Annotated in this window: 13 protein-coding genes; 1 reads left to right on the top strand and 12 read right to left on the bottom strand. The window is 58.0% G+C overall.

What is annotated here, in order from left to right:
• Positions 1 to 109: 109 nt before the first annotated feature.
• Together GO988_RS07855 and GO988_RS07850 are read right to left on the bottom strand one after the other, a co-directional pair.
• A complete protein-coding gene (locus GO988_RS07855) occupies positions 110 to 2,596 on the bottom strand; it encodes an efflux RND transporter permease subunit (protein ID WP_157563926.1) in 2,487 nt (828 codons plus the stop codon).
• Positions 2,597 to 2,650: 54 nt separating this feature from the next.
• A complete protein-coding gene (locus GO988_RS07850; RefSeq protein WP_157563924.1) occupies positions 2,651 to 4,162 on the bottom strand; it encodes a glycine--tRNA ligase in 1,512 nt (503 codons plus the stop codon).
• 168 nt (positions 4,163 to 4,330) lie between these two features.
• Between GO988_RS07850 and GO988_RS07845 the strand changes: the two genes are divergently transcribed.
• Positions 4,331 to 5,734, top strand: a complete 1,404-nt coding sequence (locus GO988_RS07845; RefSeq protein WP_157563922.1) for an inorganic phosphate transporter — start codon at positions 4,331 to 4,333, stop codon at positions 5,732 to 5,734.
• A 266-nt stretch (positions 5,735 to 6,000) separates the two neighbouring features.
• Here GO988_RS07845 and GO988_RS07840 read toward each other — a convergent pair whose 3' ends face one another.
• From GO988_RS07840 to GO988_RS07795, 10 genes are all read right to left on the bottom strand, one after another.
• Positions 6,001 to 6,492, bottom strand: coding sequence for a hypothetical protein (locus GO988_RS07840; RefSeq protein ID WP_157563920.1), 492 nt, complete (start codon positions 6,490 to 6,492; stop codon positions 6,001 to 6,003).
• A gap of 95 nt (positions 6,493 to 6,587) precedes the next feature.
• On the bottom strand, positions 6,588 to 7,082 hold the full coding sequence (locus tag GO988_RS07835) for a DUF4385 domain-containing protein (protein ID WP_157563918.1): 495 nt from the start codon (positions 7,080 to 7,082) through the stop codon (positions 6,588 to 6,590).
• Positions 7,083 to 7,963: 881 nt separating this feature from the next.
• The gene (locus GO988_RS07830; protein WP_157563916.1) at positions 7,964 to 9,655 is read right to left on the bottom strand and encodes an Ig-like domain-containing domain; all 1,692 of its coding nucleotides are present in this window, start codon (positions 9,653 to 9,655) and stop codon (positions 7,964 to 7,966) included.
• A 60-nt stretch (positions 9,656 to 9,715) separates the two neighbouring features.
• Positions 9,716 to 10,630, bottom strand: a complete 915-nt coding sequence (locus GO988_RS07825; RefSeq protein WP_317164816.1) for a methyltransferase domain-containing protein — start codon at positions 10,628 to 10,630, stop codon at positions 9,716 to 9,718.
• Between the two features lie 107 nt (positions 10,631 to 10,737).
• Complete coding sequence (gene mnmG / locus GO988_RS07820; protein WP_157563914.1) at positions 10,738 to 12,606, bottom strand: tRNA uridine-5-carboxymethylaminomethyl(34) synthesis enzyme MnmG; 1,869 nt, start codon at positions 12,604 to 12,606, stop codon at positions 10,738 to 10,740.
• A 106-nt stretch (positions 12,607 to 12,712) separates the two neighbouring features.
• Positions 12,713 to 13,165: a GNAT family N-acetyltransferase gene (locus GO988_RS07815; RefSeq protein ID WP_157563910.1), complete on the bottom strand. Its 453-nt coding sequence runs from the start codon at positions 13,163 to 13,165 to the stop codon at positions 12,713 to 12,715.
• 65 nt (positions 13,166 to 13,230) lie between these two features.
• Positions 13,231 to 13,929 carry a GNAT family N-acetyltransferase gene (locus GO988_RS07810; protein ID WP_157563908.1) on the bottom strand — a complete coding sequence of 233 codons (699 nt, stop codon included), beginning with the start codon at positions 13,927 to 13,929 and terminating at the stop codon, positions 13,231 to 13,233.
• A 30-nt stretch (positions 13,930 to 13,959) separates the two neighbouring features.
• Positions 13,960 to 14,427 carry an rRNA maturation RNase YbeY gene (gene ybeY / locus GO988_RS07805; protein ID WP_157563906.1) on the bottom strand — a complete coding sequence of 156 codons (468 nt, stop codon included), beginning with the start codon at positions 14,425 to 14,427 and terminating at the stop codon, positions 13,960 to 13,962.
• Entirely contained in the window at positions 14,424 to 14,855 is a 432-nt protein-coding gene (locus GO988_RS07800; protein WP_157563903.1) for an ATP-binding protein, read from the bottom strand. The genes ybeY and GO988_RS07800 overlap by 4 nt, the downstream gene beginning before the upstream one ends.
• A gap of 183 nt (positions 14,856 to 15,038) precedes the next feature.
• A complete protein-coding gene (locus GO988_RS07795; RefSeq protein WP_232341441.1) occupies positions 15,039 to 18,518 on the bottom strand; it encodes a DUF4175 family protein in 3,480 nt (1,159 codons plus the stop codon).
• Between the last annotated feature and the right edge of the window lie 94 nt (positions 18,519 to 18,612).

Genomic DNA, 18,612 nt, shown 5'->3' with positions numbered 1-18,612 from the left:
TGTCATACTGAACAAGGAGGAGCATTTTGGCAGGGTACGATTGGGTTAGTAGCCCTACCAAATGCTTCCCGTTGTTTTATATGACGTTCTTTTTCTAAAATTCAGCTAATCAAACTGTTTTAACCTTGGCCCGCTCCACGCTCAAGCGTTGCAGGTTCTGGTCCATGTCGTCGTCTTCTTCGTGGTAGTTCTCGTCGTAGTGCCGGATGAGCGCATCGCCGGGAATTTTCTCACCCTTGCCGTGCTCAAAAGTCACGAGCAAGGTCGGCAGCAGCACGAGGTTGGAGAAGTTGGTTATCAGCAGCGAAGCGCCCATGAGCACGCCCAGCGCCTTCGTGCCGCCAAACTCGCTGAAGGCGAAGATGCTAAAGCCCAGGAAGAGCACGATACTGGTATAAATCATACTCGTGCCGGCTTCCACCATCGTATTGGTAATGGCTTCGGTAACGGTGCGACCGGCCATCGCCATTTCTTGCCGGAATTTAGCCAGCAAATGAATGGAGTTATCACCATCAATACCCAGCGCAATCACGAAAATGAGCGCGGTGCTGGGCTTAAGCGCAATGCCAAAATACCCCATGATACCGGCCGTGAGGGCCAGCGTAAATAGGTTGGGGGTAAGGGCGTAGAAGATGGTGCGGAACGAGCGGAACAGCAGCAGCACGACTACCGCTACCAGGCCAAAAGCCCACATTAGGCTCTCGCGCAAGGTACCAATAACGTACTCGTTGCCCTTCGTGAAGATGACCGTGGTGCCAGTGCGGCGCACCGTCATGCCCGAGTTTTTGAAGATGCGGTCCATCGCCGGCTGAATGCGGCGCGTCACGAGCGTATCGAGTTTGTGCGAGCCGATATCGGCAATTTTGAGGCTAATACGGGCCTTCTGCGAGTTTTTATCGACGAAGCTGTTGAGCAGCTTATTCATCGAGCTGCCGGCCTTGCCCTGGGCGACCGTGGTTTTGGTCGAATCGGGGCTGTTGGCGGCGCTACCCCCCTGCGAATTGGCGAGGTAACTCAGGATGAAATTCTTATCGTCGTTATTCGGCAGGCGATAAAACTCGGGCTGGCCGTTGTAAAAAGCCTGGGTAGCCGCCTTGATAAACGTGACCATGCTAATGGGCGGCGACAGCTCGGGCTGGGCCCGCAGGAAGCGCTCAAATTGGTCTATTTTCTGCAAGTTGGGCAGCTTGAATAGGCCTTTCGGCTTGCCGGTATCAACTACGAATTCCAGGGGCATCACCCCGCTGAAGTGGTCTTCGAAGAAGCTCAAGTCAGCATTTACCGAGCTGTTTTTAGGCAAATCATCCACCATGAACGACACGGCTTCAATCTTCCGAATCCCTACCCCCGCAATGACGAGCAGGCCTAGCGCGGCCAAATACACCGTGCCACGCCGGTACAGCACCACGTGGTCGAGGAAGTGAATAATGCCCAGCAGCGGCTTCGAATCGAGGTGTTCGAGCTGCTTCTCGGTGGGTGGCGGCAGGTAAGTAAACACCGCCGGAATCATGATGAAGCTGATGATGAAGGCGATGAAAATGTTAATCGTCGCCACCATGCCAAACTGGTAGAGAATGGCAATATCCGTGAACGTGAACACCACGAAGCCGATGGCCGTGGTGAGGTTGTTCATGAGCGTAATGAGGCCAATTTTGCGGATAACCCGCGTCATGGCCAGAATCTGATTGCCCGATTTGCGGTAGTCGTAGTGGTAGCGCGAAAGCAGGTAGGTGCAGTTCGGCACGCCGATGACTACCAGAATACTAGGAATAAGCCCCGTAAGCAGATTGATTTTATACCCTAGCAGCACGATGCTGCCCACGCAGCATATCATCACGCACACGACCACCAGCAGTGGAAATACCACCGCCGACCAGGTGCGGAAGAACATAAACAGCGTAATGCCCATGACGAGCACCACCAGCATGGCAAAAAACTTCATCTCGCCGGCCACCTTGCTCGTCATTGTGGAGCGCACGTAGGGCAGGCCCGCGTAGTGCATCTTGATGCGCGTGTCCTTCTCAAACCGCTCGGCGTGGCCCAGGATGTGGTTCATCACGGCCTGGCGGCGGTTGGAGTTGAGATAGGCTGGGTCGAGCGTGACGGCCAGCAGGGTAGCCCCGGTGCGCGGCGCAATAATTTGCCCCTTATAAAACTCAATACTGTTGACCACGCGCATCAGCGAGTCCAGTTCGTGCTGCGAGCGCGGGGCAGCCTTGAAGATGGGGGTAGTAACGAACTTCGAGTTAATCGTATCCTTCTCAATCTGGATGAGGCGCGTGATGCCGAGCACGCCGCTCACCCCCTCCACCTTGGCCAGGGTATCAGTAAGCTGGTGCAGCTGGTTGAACTTACTCAACTGGTACACCGAGCTGTCCTGCATGCCCAGCACGAGAATGTTGCCGTCCTCGCCAAAAGTCTTTTTGAACTGCTGGAAGTACACCATATCGGGGTCCTTCGGGCTCACGACTTGGGCAAAATCGTAGGTCATCTCCACGTCTTTGGCCTCCCAAGCCATAAACACGGTGAACACGGCAATCAGGCCCAGCAGCCACTGCCGGTACTTGATGATAAAGAGGGCGATATGTCCCCACATAAGCTTTAGAATTTAGTACAGGCAACTCCCCTACCCTAGCACGGTACCTCGAAGCTACAGCTTCGCAAACACCGTCTTAAAGCTCACAGCTTCGCCAATGTAGGCCCGCAACGCGCTGATGGGCATTCGGGTTTGCTCGCGGGTGTCGCGGTGGCGCACCGTCACGGTGTCGTCTTCCAGCGTTTGGCCGTCGACTACAATACAAAAAGGCGTGCCGATTAGGTCCTGGCGGGTGTAGCGCTTGCCAATGGCGTCCTTGTCCTCAATCACCAAGCGGAAATCAAACCGCAAATCATCGAAAATTTGCTGCGCTTTCTCGGGCATGCCGTCCTTGCGCACCAGCGGGAAAATAGCCGCCTTGATGGGCGCCACGGCCGGGTGCAGCTTCAGGAAGGTGCGCTGTTTGGTGGTTTGGGCTTCGCCTTCACCTTCGGTAATGGTTTCTTCCTGAAACGCCTCGCAGAGCGTGGCCAAGAACAGGCGGTCAGCGCCTACCGACGTTTCTACCACGTAGGGCACGTAGTTGCCGTAGGGTTTGCCAGTCGTTTCGTCGATGTCGTTGTCGAAGTACTGCTGCTTTTTGCGGCTCAGGTTTTGGTGCTGGGTCAGGTCGAAGTCGCCGCGCGAGTGAATGCCCTCCATCTCCTTGAAACCGAAGGGAAATTCGTACTCAATGTCCACGGCGGCCTTGGCGTAGTGGGCCAGCTTGTCGTGGTCGTGGAAGCGCAGCTTGGCAGCCGGCAGACCCAAGGCCTCGTGAAAACGGCGACGGGCCGCCTTCCAGGTGTCGTACCACTCGCCTTCGGTGCCGGGGCGCACAAAGAATTGCATCTCCATTTGCTCAAATTCGCGCATGCGGAAAATGAACTGCCGGGCCACAATCTCGTTGCGGAACGCCTTGCCAATCTGCGCGATACCAAACGGAATCTTCATCCGCGCCGATTTCTGCACGTTTAGAAAGTTCACAAAAATACCTTGGGCCGTTTCGGGCCGCAGGTACACGGGCGCCGCCTCCGAATCTACGGCCGAGCCCTGGGTCGAAAACATCAGGTTGAACTGGCGCACGTCGGTCCACTTGCTGGAGCCGGAAAGTGGGTCTACTATTTTCTCGTCAATAATGAGCTGCTTCACGCCGGCCAAGTCGTTGGCGGTGAGTAGACGGCCCATTTCGGCCGTCAGCGCCGCGCCGCGGGCGGGGTCGCCGGCTTTTTCGTATTCAGCAGCTTTTTCTTCGATGAGCACATCGGCGCGGTAGCGCTTCTTGCTGTCGAGGTTGTCGATGAGCGGGTCGTTGAAGCCCGCCACGTGGCCACTGGCCTCCCAGGTGCGCGGGTCCATAAAAATGGCCGCGTCGATGCCCACCACGTTGCCGTGCAGCTGGGTCATGGCTTCCCACCACAGGCGCTTGAGGTTATTTTTTAGCTCCACGCCGTTGGGGCCGTAGTCATACACAGCGGCCAGGCCGTCATAGATTTCGGAAGATTGGAACACAAAGCCGTATTCCTTGGCGTGGGCCACAATATCTTTTAGTTGGGCGCTTTCTGCGGGCGTAGTGGGCTTGCTCATAAGTAGCAAAGTTAGGGCGGTTAGGCACGTCTGGCATTGTGCGTGCGCTGCGGCTGCCAGCGCCGGGGCCCCTACCCCCCTGGCGGGAGCCAACAATTCGGTAACATGCCGCTAGCACAATACCGGGTTAATTTTGAGCGCTGAATTATCCAAGCTCAGCGTTTTTCTATGTTCGGACTTGAACCCCATGTACTGCTGCTGCTAGCTGTTTGCCTGCTAGCGGCTTGCATGTTTGAATTTGTCAACGGCTTTCACGACACGGCGAATGCCGTGGCTACGGTCATCTATACCAACACCCTGCGCCCGTGGGTAGCAGTGGTGTGGTCGGCTTTCTGGAATTTTATCGGCGTGTTTTCGGGCGGCATTGCCGTGGCCATGGGCATTGTGTATCTGCTGCCCGTCGAGAGCCTCATCGACCAGAATGTGTACCACGGCATTGCCATGGTGGGTGCGCTGCTGGTGGCGGCCATCATCTGGAACATCGGCACTTGGTACTACGGCATTCCCTCGTCGTCGTCGCACGCACTTATCGGCTCCATTTTGGGGGTAGGCATTGCGTTTTCGCTGCTGCCGGGGGGTAAGGATGCGGCCATTAACTGGAGCAAGGCCAGCGAAAGCGGCCTGGCCCTGCTGCTGGGCCCGCTGCTAGGCTTCACCTTCACCATTGGTATGATGTTCTTGCTCAAGCGCTTTTCGCCCAGCAAGGCCATTTTTAAGGAGCCGCACAAACGCAAGCCGCCGCCCCTGTTCATTCGCCTCACACTCATTGCCACCTGCACACTGGTAAGCTTCTTCCACGGCTCGAACGACGGCCAGAAGGGGGTAGGGCTCATTATGCTGATTCTGATTGGCATCGTACCCATCCATTTTGCGCTCGACAACTCCAAAAACCCACTCGACCTGCGCGACTCGCTGGCCAAGGTCGAGTACGTGATTGGCCGCGTTAACTCGGCCGAGTTGAGTGCCGCCGACCAAAAGCTGCTAACCGAAGTGCGGGCCCAAACCACCGACCTCGACCGCGTATTCGCTGGCAAAACCAAGGTGGAGGACCTACCCCAAAACGCCCGCTTCGAGATTCGGCGCGACATTCTGCTGCTTGCCAACCGCGGTAAAAAGCTTCTGGCCAGCGAAAGCGTTAGCCTAAGCACTGCCGACCGCAGCACCTACAAAGACGCCATCGCCAACATGAGCACCTTCACCGACTACGCGCCTTGGCAGGTACTGCTGATGGTGTCGCTGTCGTTGGCCTGCGGCACCATGATTGGCTGGCAGCGCATCGTGAAAACCATCGGCGAGCGCATCGGCAAGGAGCACCTCACCTACGCGCAGGGTGCCAGCTCGGAGCTAGTAGCTGCCATGATGATTGGGGCCAGCACCCAGTTGGGCCTCCCCTCCTCTACTACGCACGTGCTGTCGTCGGCCATCGCGGGCAGCATGGTGGCCAACCGTGGCATCAAAAACCTGAACCCCGCCATGGTGCGCAGCATCGCCTTGGCTTGGGTACTCACGCTGCCCGTAACGATGGTACTTGCCGGCGGGCTGTTTCTACTCTTCCGCGCCATTAGCGGGTAGTCCCCTACCCCCCTCACTGGCGCTGAGCATAACAGAGTTACCCACATATCCACGTAGTTATCCACAAAAAAGCCAACCCGGTTAGGGTTGGCTTTTTTACTAGGCGGGTTGGCCAACATGGAAATCGGTAACGTGGGAATAATCCCAGCTTCACTGAGTTATCCACTTATCAACACTAAAAAAGGGCTTTTTTGTGGATAACTTTTGCCCAGGTTAAGCAGATGCAGGACAATACCGGGAACTTCTACGCTTTTAACGGCAATGGCCTATTTAGGCCATTGCACCTCTAGGTCGTCGTTGATGAAGACGCCAAAGTTGACAAACTGCAACATTCCTTCCTCGAAGTACATGTCTATCATAGACTTCTCGTAGGATAGCCGCACTTCGCCGCCCTCCATGGTTTCCATTTCGGGTTGTGCCTGTTCGTGGCGCTGCATGAGGGCTTTAATCTGGTCGAAAGGCCGGCCGTGAATCACCTCGCCGAAGAGGCGCAGGCTAGGATTATCGGTTTCGATGCAGCTGAGGCGGAAATCGTCCTCGCGGTCGAAGTACAGCGACAACAAATGGTCGTCTTCGTAATAATTCCAGGCCTGGTGCTCAAACTCGTCTTCGTCTTCCGACTCGTCGATTTCCTCCGGCTCGCCCACCAATGTGCGAACCTCGTCCATCGTCATGCCAAAGCGCAGCGGGCCCATGCCCGTACCCAGAATGATTTCGTTTTCCTCGATGCTGCTGGGGGTGGTAGTTGGGGTGCTCATGGGTAAAAGGGTTTTGAAGTTGATACAAAGGTAGCCCGATAGGCAGTGCGCAATGAGGAGTGCCTAGTGCGTAAATGTGCACCATCTACTGCGCTCTACTTCCCGTAGCGGGCCTCGAAGGCGGCTTTTTGGCGCTGGTACTCGGGCAGCGCCTTGGCTTCGTCCCACTTCTGCTTAAAAATGGCGGCGGCTTCTACTTTATCCACATCGGGTTGTGGATTACGCGGCAACTCGGCGCGGCCATGGGCACCGCTTTGGCCTTTCTTGTCGGCGGGCACCGGGCCTGCGTATTTCTTGCCGCCGGCGTGGTTGGCGTAGCGCCGGGCCCGCGTGAAGCCCATTTGCAAGAATTTGCGCGCCATATCGGCTCCCACAAAATCTTCGGCCTTTAAATAAGCCTCTAGTAGGCTCCAGATAGCCGCCGACGACTCTCGGGCCGCCGCCGCATCCTTGAAGCGCCAGTGGGGCAGGATTTCGCCTTTGTAGGGCTGCACCAGCAGTACGCCCTGCTCGCCCTTACCCACTCGGTACAGCTCGGGGTGCTGCCGAAAATCGACAGTGGCAAAATCAAGGTCGTAATCGAAGGGCATGTGGAAAAAGTATGGGTAGGGCCTTTTGCCCAGCTTATACGAAAACCGGCCGCCTCGAAGCCAACCTCTAGTCCGCAGCCCAGCCAAAGTTTTCCACTTAGTTAATAAGTGAATTAATTTCTTTTTTAAAAATCTCTTTTTGTTTTCATCCATCAGGGCAGTGGATAAGTTGATAACCCTCAAGAGTTGTCCACAGCGTGGATAACGGGTGGGAAACTATCGGCTTATCCACGGCCTTTCCACAGGCAATGTGTATATCATGGGGGTAGGAATGAATAACTTAAGCGAGTTATCCACTATTCACAGGGTTATCCACGAATTCACAATCCACAGGCTGGCGGCAGTGTGGATTGCGCTTGTGGGCCGTCGAAGTTATCCACGCTTATCCACCATCAGAGTTAGCTGCGTTGGCGGTCGAATTACCAAAAAAACTTTCCCTCATCTTATCCACGGGTAGTACACACTTATCCCCATACTTATCCACACAGAAAGGAAGCCTACTCCGCCTGCGTGGATAACCCGGTGGATAACTAGTGGAAAAAGGGGCTAAACTGCGCTCAGTAACTGGAAACGCCGCTTAGTTATCCACCAAAACCGGGTTATTCACCGTTCTTACAGCGAAAATCAGCGTTTTGGCGCTCTTCCTGTGGAAAGCTGCGCTAAAAAGGCGCTTCGCTGCGCAACGATAGCTTTTCGCCTCTTTCGATTACTTAGCCTGCAAACGAAGCAAGCCCGCCTTGGTAAGCCTAGCTCAACCAAACCGGTACGGCATGCGCGAAGCCAGGCCCACCAACGCGGGCTTAGTAAGGGTAATGACCTCTACGTGCGGACCACCGCGCTGTGCTACACCGCTACGGCTTTATCCACTGGTGCACCTGCTTTTAGAAGCTCAGCTTCTCTTCCGCCTCCCAGCCGGCGCGCACTTCCAGCACCTTGGGGTAGAGGTAAACTGGTTCAGCTGGAATTTGTAGTTTGGGGTCGCCGTTGCGCCAGCGGCCATCGCCATCTTGGTCGATGAGCACACGCAGGCGGTATTTGCCGGGCGCCAAGTGCGCAAAGCGGTAAGTGCCGCGGGGCGAGCGCAACTGGTCGAGCACCTGAAACTGGTCGTTGAGCAGTTGCAAATCGAAGTTTTTCGCCTTCGTTTGAATAGCACCCGAAAGCAAACCGCCGGGGTCTTGGTCGGTCACGGCCAGGCGCAAGGGCCGGCGCAGCCCCAGCGATTGCCCCGTAATGGCCGCAAACGCCGTGCTGTCGAGCCGAATTTCCACCGTCTTCACGGCCTTGGTGTCGAGGGTTATCGTGAGCTGTGTGCGGTCGGCGCTCAGGCTGCCATCGGGGGGTAGGCGCAGGGGGCGAGTACGCAGCGAATCTTCGGTGAGGGTACCCACCGCCTTGCCCGGCACCAGCTGGACCGGCACCGGAAAGCGGAATTTTACCTGCCCTTGGCGGTACACGGTGCGCGGGTTGCCTTCTACGGTAGTGCCGGGCAGCACCACTTTGCGCCCCGCCGCCGTGGGTACCGGAAAACGAATATTGAGCGTGTCGCGGCGCGTGTTGCCGGTGCTGTCGCTCACGGCCAGCAGGTAGCGGCCATCGACGAGGGCCGGCGTTTTATAAAGTATCAGCACTCGGCCCTGGCCCGAAAGCTCGGTGGCAGCCTGCACTGCTGCCGTCGGCGCGCCCGCCGCCGTGGGCGTAAGCACGGCGGTGGCCAAGCCTTCGTTAAACCGCAGCTGCACTTGGGTAGCCGTGGCTTCGAGGCCCGTGCGCTGGGGCGGTAGGCGGTCGGGGTGCACCAGCGCGAGGGTGCGGCCAGCGGTGGTGTCGCTAACGGCGAGGGGGGTAGGGAAATAGGCGATTTTTTCGCCGTCGTCGAAGCGGCTGTTATTATTCTTATCCGCCCAGGCGTACACTTTGTAGGGAGCTACGCGCACGAAATTGAGCTGAAAAGTGCCCTTGTCGTCGGTCCGGGTGAGGTAGTAAGGCTGGCCGCGGCGCACGCCCACCGTGTCGGTGGTGCGGTACAGGCCCACGATAACATCCTTGGCGGGGCGGGCGGTAAGCAGGTCTACCACCGTGCCACTTACCCGGCCCGAGTCGAGGGTGGCGCCGGTGCTGAAACTCAAGGCCTCGTACTTGGCCGGCAGGCTTTCGTTGGCATCCACAATGGCCTTGCGGAAGTTAAACGAGTACGTGGTGTTGGCGTCTAGGGGCTTCTTAAACAGCAGCGACACGGCGTTGCGGTCGGCGCGCACGGTGTACACATTGTCGGGCGCGAGCTGCGGGGTAATGAGCAGGTTCTTCGGCAAATCCTTCACCTGTACCGGTTCCGAAAAAGTGAGCCGGATAAACGGCGGGTTCACATTGCGGGCCGCGCTGTCGGGCGAAGTGGCAACTAGGCGGGGCGGCGTTTTATCGCGCGGCCCGCCCTGCGGCGCACTAATGGCCGCGCAGCTGCCCAGCCCGGCCAGGGCCAGCAGCCCCAGCCCAGCGCCTACCCCCCGGCTTAGCGGGCGGCTGGTTTTCGCGTTAGTAGTCAAGAAGAAACGAAAGGCAGCGCGAAAACTCATGGACAAAAAAACGGCGGAAAAGCTCGGCAAAAGTAGCTACCTCAGCCGCGGCCCGTGGGGCTAGCCCGCGGCTGGGCTGCGTTGCGCTACGTAGAGCAAGCTCGAATATTGCCCGCTGCGCTGCGCCGCGTATTGGTTGGACTGAAAACCTGCCTTGAGTACCGTAATAGGCCCGCCCGCCCGCTCGGGAGACCGCTGCTTTTCCGAAAGCATGCTCACGTAGTACGCATCCAGGGTGAGGGGTAGGGTTTGAATGATGCGCAGGCCGTGGCGGGCCAGTAGCTGGCCCATGGTAGCCGGCACAAAATGGTAGAGGTGGCGCGGCACATCATAAGCCGCCCACTCCTGGCGGTAGTGCTGGGCGTCGAGGCTGTCGGGGTTGGGCACCGCAATGAGCAGGTGGCCGCTGGGCTTGAGTACATGAAGTAGCTGCTCCAGCGTTTCGTGCAGGCTGTGTACGTGCTCTAGCACGTGCCAGAGCGTCACCGCGTCGAAGCTGGCGGGCGGCAGCGTAGCCAGCGCCGCCGGCTCTAGAATAGGCTGGCCCAGGCGGGCAGTGGCATCCTGGCGGGCGCGGGCATTGGGTTCGAGGCCCGTTACCTGCCAGCCAGCTTTTTTGGCACCCGCCAAAAAGTGGCCCGTACCACAGCCGTAGTCGAGCAGTTGGCCCCGGCGCCCACCGTGCAGCTGCGTAAGCAAAGCCACTTTGTGGCGCACCGTAAAGTAGCGGGCTACTTTGTACACGCGGTTTATCAGGCCCTGGGCGCCGCTGTTGTGCGATACGTAAGCGTCAGATTCGTAGTACTTGCCGATGTGCTCGGCGCGGGGGCGCGGGTTGGTAAACTGGAAGCCGCAGTTCTGGCACTGCACAATCGTAAACAGCTCCTGGCTCACCGATTTATCCTGTACCACCAGCTTATCGCGGAAGGTGGTGCTCCCACACACCGGGCAGCTCTCTAATAGTTCGTAAACCACTTCGTTTAATTATGAGGTATGAGCTAAAAGCTAAGAGCTAAAAGTTGGGCGCAATAGCAGCTGCAAGGCCGGTCGTTAACGCCTAACTTTTAACGCCTAACTCCACGTCATCGTCCCAGGTACACCATAAGCACCGACACGTCGGCGGGGCTCACGCCGCTGATGCGCGAAGCTTGCCCCAACGTTTCGGGCTGAATCTTGAGCAATTTTTCGCGTGCCTCGTGGCTAAGCGCGGGCATGGCGCCGTAGTTGAGGCGGCCCTGAATCACGAAGTTTTCTAGCTCGCGCATGCGCTGGGCCTGCTGCTGCTCCTTCTGCAAGTACGTTTCGTACTTGGTCTGAATAATGGCTTGCTCCTGGGCTTCGGCCCCAAAGGCCGCCAGCTTTTCGGCCAGCGCGGGCAGCGCGGCCGTCAGCTCAGGTAGCTCAATATTAGGCCGGCGCAGCAGGTTGAGGGCGCGGGTTTTCTCGTGAATCTCGGCCGAGCCGTGCGCTACCAAGAAGGGATTGATGTCGGCGAGCTCAATGCCGAAGTTGGCCAGCACAGCCAGGGCAGCGGCAGTATCGGCTTCCTTCTGGCGCACGCGGGCCAAGCGCTCGTCGCTGGCTAGGCCCAGGGCGTGCCCGAGGGGGGTAAGGCGCAGGTCGGCGTTGTCTTGGCGCAGCAAGATGCGGTGCTCGGCCCGGCTCGTAAACATGCGGTAGGGCTCGTCGGTGCCTTTATTGATGAGGTCGTCGATGAGCACACCAATGTAGGCCTCGTCGCGCCGCAGCGTGAAGGCCGGCTTGTCGTGGGCGCGCTGGTGAGCGTTGATGCCGGCCATCAGGCCTTGGCAAGCCGCTTCTTCGTAGCCGGTGGTGCCGTTTATCTGGCCCGCCAGCCAGAGGTTGCGCACTGGCTTGGTTTCGAGCGTGTTGGTAAGCTGGGTAGGCGGGAAGAAGTCGTACTCAATCGCGTAGCCGGGCCGGAACATTTTGGCCTTTTCAAAGCCCGCAATCTCGCGCAGGGCGCGGTACTGCACATCCTCCGGCAGCGAACTGCTAAAGCCGTTTACGTAGCACTCCACGGTGCTCCAGCCCTCGGGCTCCACAAAAATCTGGTGCCGGTCTTTGTCGGCAAAGCGGTTGATTTTGTCTTCCACGCTCGGGCAGTAGCGCGGCCCCAGTCCCTTAATGCGCCCCTGAAACATGGGCGATTTCTCGAAGCCTTCGCGCAAGATGTTGTGCACCCGCTCGTTGGTATACGTGATGTAGCACGGGCGCTGCCCCGTGAGCGGCGGCGTGTCGAGGTACGAGAAACGACTCGGGTTGGCGTCGCCGTCCTGCACTTCCATTTTAGAATAGTCGAGCGAGCGGCCATCCACGCGGGGCGGCGTGCCGGTTTTCATGCGCCCGGCCTCAAAGCCCAGCTCCAAGAGCTGCTCGGTGATACCGCGGCTGTTTTTCTCCGCGGCCCTACCCCCCCCAAAGTTCTTCTCCCCAATGTGAATCAGGCCGTTGAGGAAAGTGCCGTTGGTAAGCACCACCGTTTTGCTGCGAAACTCGATGCCGAGCGCGGTGCGAATGCCCACGCAAGCGTCGTTCTCAATCAGCAAGCCCGTGACGGCTTCCTGCCAGAAATCGACGTTCGGAATCTGCTCCAGCGTCAGGCGCCATTCCTCAGCAAAGCGCATGCGGTCGCTTTGCGCGCGCGGGCTCCACATGGCGGGGCCTTTCGAGCGGTTCAGCATCCGAAACTGAATCATGGTGCGGTCGGTGATGAGGCCCGACTGCCCGCCGAGCGCATCTATCTCGCGCACTATCTGGCCTTTGGCTACCCCCCCCATCGCCGGGTTGCACGACATCTGGGCGATGGTATTCATGTTCATCGTCACCAGCAGCACCTTCGAGCCCAGGTTGGCGGCGGCCGCGGCGGCTTCGCAGCCGGCATGGCCCGCGCCTACTACGATGAGGTCGTATTCTTCTTGCTGAAACATAGGGGTAGCGCTAAAGGTCGTCTTTTTGAACCAGTGTTCAATAGGACAACAGAAACCGGCTACAAAGTTCGCCACAAAAAGGCTAGCAGTAGGCGCCCCGGTCCTACTAGTTAATCGGCTTCTGCAAGCACACGCTATTTGCTACCCCGATGTACTGCCCGTAGTTGGGAATCGTAGCGTAACCGCTGCGCTCGTAGAGCCGAATGGCTTCGGGTTGTTTTTTGCCGGTTTCCAGCACGCAGCTGGCGTAGCCTAGCTCGGCGGCCCACCGCTCTAACTCGGCTAAAACCGCCTGAGCAATGCCTTGCTGCCGGTGGGTGGGCCGCACGTACATGCGCTTAATTTCGACGGCATAGCCTTCAAAATGCTTAAAAGCACCGCAGCCAACCGGCTCCTCGTTCTGGTAGGCTACCACTACGTGCTGGAGCTGCGCAATAGTATTGAACTGCGCGTAGAAGCTGTGTTCGGCGCCATCGCGCTCAGCCAAATCTTGGTCGAGCAGCTGCACGAGCGTGCGAAAATTGAGATTCTCGGAAGTAGTACGGGTGAGGTGCAGCATGGCAACAACGAGGCAATTAAGCACGATAAAACAGCCTGCGAAAATAGGCGAATAACCTAGCTAGTTCAATCGTTATCGTGTTCTGACTGCCAATCAACCTGCAATGCGGCTGACTGCCGGGCTACTTCCTCCCAACTAAAAGGCTGCCAGCGACCATTGCGGCAATCAAATACCTCCGTGGCCGCCGGGCAGGCAAATAGCTTGTAGTCGAACTTGGGGTAGCCGTGCACAAGGTAGCCGGGGTAGTAGTACGTTTTTTGCTGCTGGCTGGCGTGGGCTATCTTCAGCAGCATCAGGTACTTGCCCAAGCTGTGTTTGCGGTAGGCTGGGTGGTAGAAGTTGACGATGCCAGCAATGCTGTCCGTGCCTTGGTCAAAAATGCCGGCGGCAATCAATACGTCGCCGTCGCGCACTTCTATCACTTCGGTTTTGAATAACGAGTGAGAAGTGTCATCCAGTAGTAGTTCTTCGAGCGTGGGCGACGCATCGAAGGTAATACTCTGGTGATAAAGGTTATAGAGAGCCTCGTACTCCGCTGTGAGGCGAAATGGCTGCACCGTGACCGTGAACGGCGCATTAAGCCGCAGCAAATGGCGCTGCTTACTGCCGTATTGCACGTGGCGCAGCACCAGGCGCAACCAATGCACCGTGTATAGCTGGTCGGCGTGGGGTAGGAATTGGCAGGTAAACAAGTCCTGCCGCATTCGGTAGTAGCCCTGGCTCAGGTAATAGTCGAGCACGACACCGGGGATACTGCGCAGCATACTAAGTAGTTAGGCCGGCTGGCTCAGCAATCAAAACCCGCGCAGCGAGAGGCAATAATCCTCCTTGCGGCGCATGGCGGTTTGGCTAAGCAGGTCTTTGTCGTGGTAGCCAAGCAGGTGCAGCACCCCGTGAATCATTACGCGGTGCAACTCATCGCGGAAGCTGATATTCAGGTCTTTGGCATTGTCAGCTACGCGCTCTACACTGATGAAAATATCACCCTCCAGTACGTCGGCATCATCGGCATTATCGAAGGTGATAATGTCCGTGAGGGTGTCGTGGTTGAGGTACTCCATATTCAATTTATGGAGGTATTCATCGGTGCAGAAAATGAACGTAAGCTGCGCAATACGGTACTCGTGCACCGCCGCAATGCGCTCAATCCAAGCCACCAGGTCTTCGGCGTCGTGCAGGCCGAACTCTGGCACGTCCTCTACGACGAATTCTATACCGGGGGCTTCAAAATAGCGGACGCCGGCGGTAGTGGCAGCATTCATGCGGCAGCGGCTTCGGGCGCAGGGCCAGGGGTAAGGGCAAAGGTGAGTTCAATACGCCGGCCGTCATTGCTGAACTCCACTTCGTCGGCGAGGTGGCGAATCAGAAAAATGCCGCGGCCACCGGGGTTCTCCAGGTTTTCGGGAGCAGTAGGGTCGTCGAGGTTCGTAAAATCGAAGCCCGTACCCTCATCCTCAATCTCAAACTTCAGCTTGTCGGGGTTCACGTACAGCGAGAGGTATACGTTTTTGTCCTTGTCAAACTTGTTGCCGTGGCGAATCGCGTTGTTTACGGCTTCCGTAACGGCCACCATAATATTGCCGTAGATATCGTCCTCGATGTGGAACGTGTCCTTGGAGTTGTCGATGAAACTCTCCACGACGCGAATGTTTTCCACGAGTGACGGAATCTGTATTTTAACCTGCTTCATAGGGGGCGGCGGAGGGTAGAAGGAGAGCGACGCAGAAATAGGGAGGACAAAAGTATAACAAGTGTGCAAAATTCAGGCAGTGCCCCGGCGCCATGACTAAAAGCCAGGTGGGCGCGGCACTGCCTAAACAATAGCTATCACAAAGGGGCCCTTACGTAAGCTCAAGGGCAAGGTTACGCAACCTTAGCGAGTTTTTTGAAAATACTCGCTTACTTTTTGCTGGTAGTAGGGCGTGAAGGTAGGCTGTGGCCGGCGTAAGAGGTCGGTTTGTTGGTCTTTAGCTGCTGGTTTGTATTTGTCGAAGGCAGGCGGAAATACCGGCGGGTGGTTTTGAGCGGCTTGGGCCTCGCGCTTGGTGTCCTGGTCGCGCTCGCGGGCCGATTTTTCGGCTTCGAGCAGGCGCGTAAGTATCTGGCGCTGGCGGTTAATGGTTTCTTCGGTGAGGCGTTTATTAACGAGGTCGGTTTCGGTCTGCTCCATTAGCTTTTTCATTTCACCGGCATTGCCCGCGCCGCCCTGGCCATCTTTGTCTTGGCCGTCCTTACCCCCAGTTTTGCCGTCTTTGCCACCGGGCTTGCTACCCCCCGGCATGTTGCCGAGCTGCTGCATAGCTTGGCGCAGCATCTGCTGCTGGCCGGCTAGCTTGGCCAGTTCTTGCGAGAGGGCGCGCCCGGTTTTGCCGCTCTGCGAGAGCTGCTGAATCTGCTGGTTGAGCTGCTGCTGCATCTTGCTGAGGCTGCCGGCGCCGGGCGAGCCACCCTTGCCTTTTTTCTTGCCGGGCTTGCCGCCGCCGCTCTGGGGCTGGCCTTTGCCCTGCATCTGCTGCATCTCTTGCTGCATCTGGCCGAGGGCATCGGAAAGCATGAGGGCCAGGTTGTTGATGCTCGTCATGGCCTGCTGCTGGGTCGTGGTGGCGCGGGGCACGTCGCGCTGCCGAATATGGTTCAGGCTCTCGTCCATGCGGCCGTTCATCTCGCCCACTTCGCGCGTTACAAAGCTCTGAATCTTGGGTTCGCGCTTAGCCAGCGCGTACAGTGAGTCTTGGATAATCTGGGCATCGTCGCGCAGCTTGCGCTGCGTTTGGCCGAGTTGCACAAAGCGTGGGTCGGTCTGGTCTACGGCCCGGAAGTCCTTCATCAATTTCTCCTGGTCGAAGCTGAGCGTGACGAGGTTATCTAGGATATCGCGCAGGTCGTCGATATTCTGCTGGGCCTTTTCCTGCTCGTCGTCGCTCATTTGGTCTTTCATCTTCTTAGCCATTTTCTGCAGGCGCTCGGCGGCGGCTTTCTGGCTTTGGCTGGCCTTCTGGTTCTGGTTCTTCGAAAGCTGCTGCTCGCCGTCCTGCATATCCTGGTCAGTTTGCTGCTGGTCGGGCTTTTGCTCGTCGAGGCCGTTCTGGTCGCCCAGTTCCTTGTCCTGCTGCTTCAGGTCTTTGAGGTCTTCCTTAAGCTGCTCAAAGTCTTGACGTTTATTGGCTTGCTCCTGCGCTAGCTGGTCATTTTTAGCTTCCTGCTGCTGTTTGGTGAGCTTGTTGTCGGGGCTATTTTTGTCGTTTTGGGCGGTTTGCTCGGCCAGTTTTTCCTCTTCCTTAGCCAGTTGTTCAAGCCGGTCGGCGGTTTTCTCGGCCTTTTGCTCAAACTGCATTTGCTTGAACATTTCGAGGGCGCGGTCTAACTCCTTCTGCAAAGTATTTTCCTTGTTTTCGAGCTGCGCCAGTAGCTTTTGCATTTCGGCATCGGGCTGCTTTTGCTGTTCCAGCAGCTTTTGCAGCTTGTCGTAAAGCTTTTTGGTTTCAGGGTCAAGCAGGTCGTTCATGAGCTTTTTTAGCTCCTCGGCCTTCTTGGCCAGTTCTTCGCTTTTGGGGTCGAGCTGGTTTTGCTGTAGTTGCAGCTGCTCAAACTTTTGCTGCATCTGTTGCACCTGCTGGTCGAGCTGCTGCTTTTGCTCCAGCATGTCTTGCAGCTGCTTGCGGTCCTGGAAGCTCATGTCGCGCTTGGTCTTGAGCTTGTCGCGGCTCTGAGCCAGTTCGCGTTCCAGCTGCTTGCTCTGCTTGGCCGCTGAGCTCAGTTGGCTGGCCACCGAATTAGCCTGCGAAGCCAGATGCTTGTCTAATTCGTGCCGGCTGGGCAGGCGAAACTCCAGCGGCCGCGAGCGCGTGCTCTTAGGGCCGTGAATACCGTCGTTATCAAGCGCTTCCACAACATACTCGAGCCGGTCGCCGGGCTGCAAGTTGAGCGTCGCCAGGTTCCAGGTGTACGAGTAAGTGCCGCCCACGCCGCTGGGCAGGGGCAAGGCGCGACTAACCGAAGGGCTACCCCCCCCACCCGCGCCGGCCCGGCGCACCTGGTAGTGCAGGCGCAACGCCGTAAGGCCGTAGTCATCCTGAGCCATGCCACCGAGGGCCAAAAACCGCAACGAAGTGGTGTCCGAAAATGCCTCCACGGTGAGTGTGGGCGGCGCGTCGGGCACCACCGTGAGCTGGTAGCTGATGGGGTCGCGGTTGAGGCTGGCCGCGTTGCGCAGCTGCACTAGGTACGGCTGCGAGCGAAGCGCCCGGCGCTCGGCCACAAAAGCGTCGCCGTTGCGGGTGGCAGGCACGGTTTCGGCCGGTTGGCTGAATTGCAGGGCCAGCGCCTCGGTGGCTGCCGTGCTAAACTCCCAGCGCAGCTGGCTGCCCTCGGGCACGGTCAGGTTGCCGCCGTTGCGAATGGTTTCGGCGGCTCGGCCGGTGTAGGGGGGGTAGGCCACGTGCACCGTAAAGTCGCGCAGGTCAGGCCGCTCCAGCACCATCAGGTGGTACTCGGGCGACACAAAGCCGGCGCCGCTGAGCTGAAACGCCACGTCTTGGTCAGGCTGCTCGAAGGTGTAGCGAAACGCATCGGCGTGGCCCGGCACTTTGGTCAAAGGCCGCTCGGCACCGTCAATAAACATACTGACGGTGGCCGGCAGTACCTTACCAGCTACAGCTACCTCCAGGGTGAAATTTTCGCCTTTAAAAACGCGCAAATTCTTGTTTTTCAGTACAAAATCAAACGGTGCGGGCCGCGAGTATTGCCGCTGAAAATGCCAAATGTGGCTAGTACTTTGGGTGATGAGCGCGGGGTAAAACGCCAGCGCCAGCAGCAGCACCGCCAGGGGGGGTAGCACGTACTTCCACAGCGGCTTGCTTTGCTGCTGAATATCAATGCCCTGCGCAAACGACACCCCTTGTAGCTGGCCGGCACGCTGCTCGAGGCTAGCCAGCAATAGCTCGTTGCCACGGGCCTGGCCTTGCAGCTGCAAGGCGTTCAGTAGGCGGTCTTGCACCTGCGGAAACAACTCGCCCACCTGGCGGGCCGCCTGCTCGTCGCTTAGCAGGCGGCGCAGGTTGGCCAGCGCCGCCAGGGGCTGCCACAGCCAGCGCCCCACTGCGTACACAGCCAAGGCCAAGAAGCTGAACAGCAGGCCCGCCCGCACCGCCGTGGGCAGGTACAGGAAGTATTCGAGCACGTTGAAGAGCACAAACAAGCTCAGCAGCAAGGCGCCCGCTATCAAGCTGCCCCGCACCAGCAGGCTCAGGTAAAACTTGCGCTTGTAGGCTTCGAGTTCGGCCCGTACTTGGGTGAGCACCGGAAACTCGTTGAGAGAAACCCCGGCCGCCGGGGGAGTCGCTACCATCGTCATAAGCAAAAAATCGACTGGGGGCGCTGCCACCGGCCCGCGCCGCAACAAGTTACGCCCGATGCAGCAACGACGCGAAACGGCCGGGTAGTTCACC

Origin of the sequence: Hymenobacter ginkgonis, from assembly GCF_009755225.1 — a bacterium.
Taxonomy (GTDB): domain Bacteria; phylum Bacteroidota; class Bacteroidia; order Cytophagales; family Hymenobacteraceae; genus Hymenobacter; species Hymenobacter ginkgonis.
The sequence above is the reverse complement of the archived record's forward strand: the minus strand, read 5'-3'. Positions and strand labels throughout refer to the sequence as shown.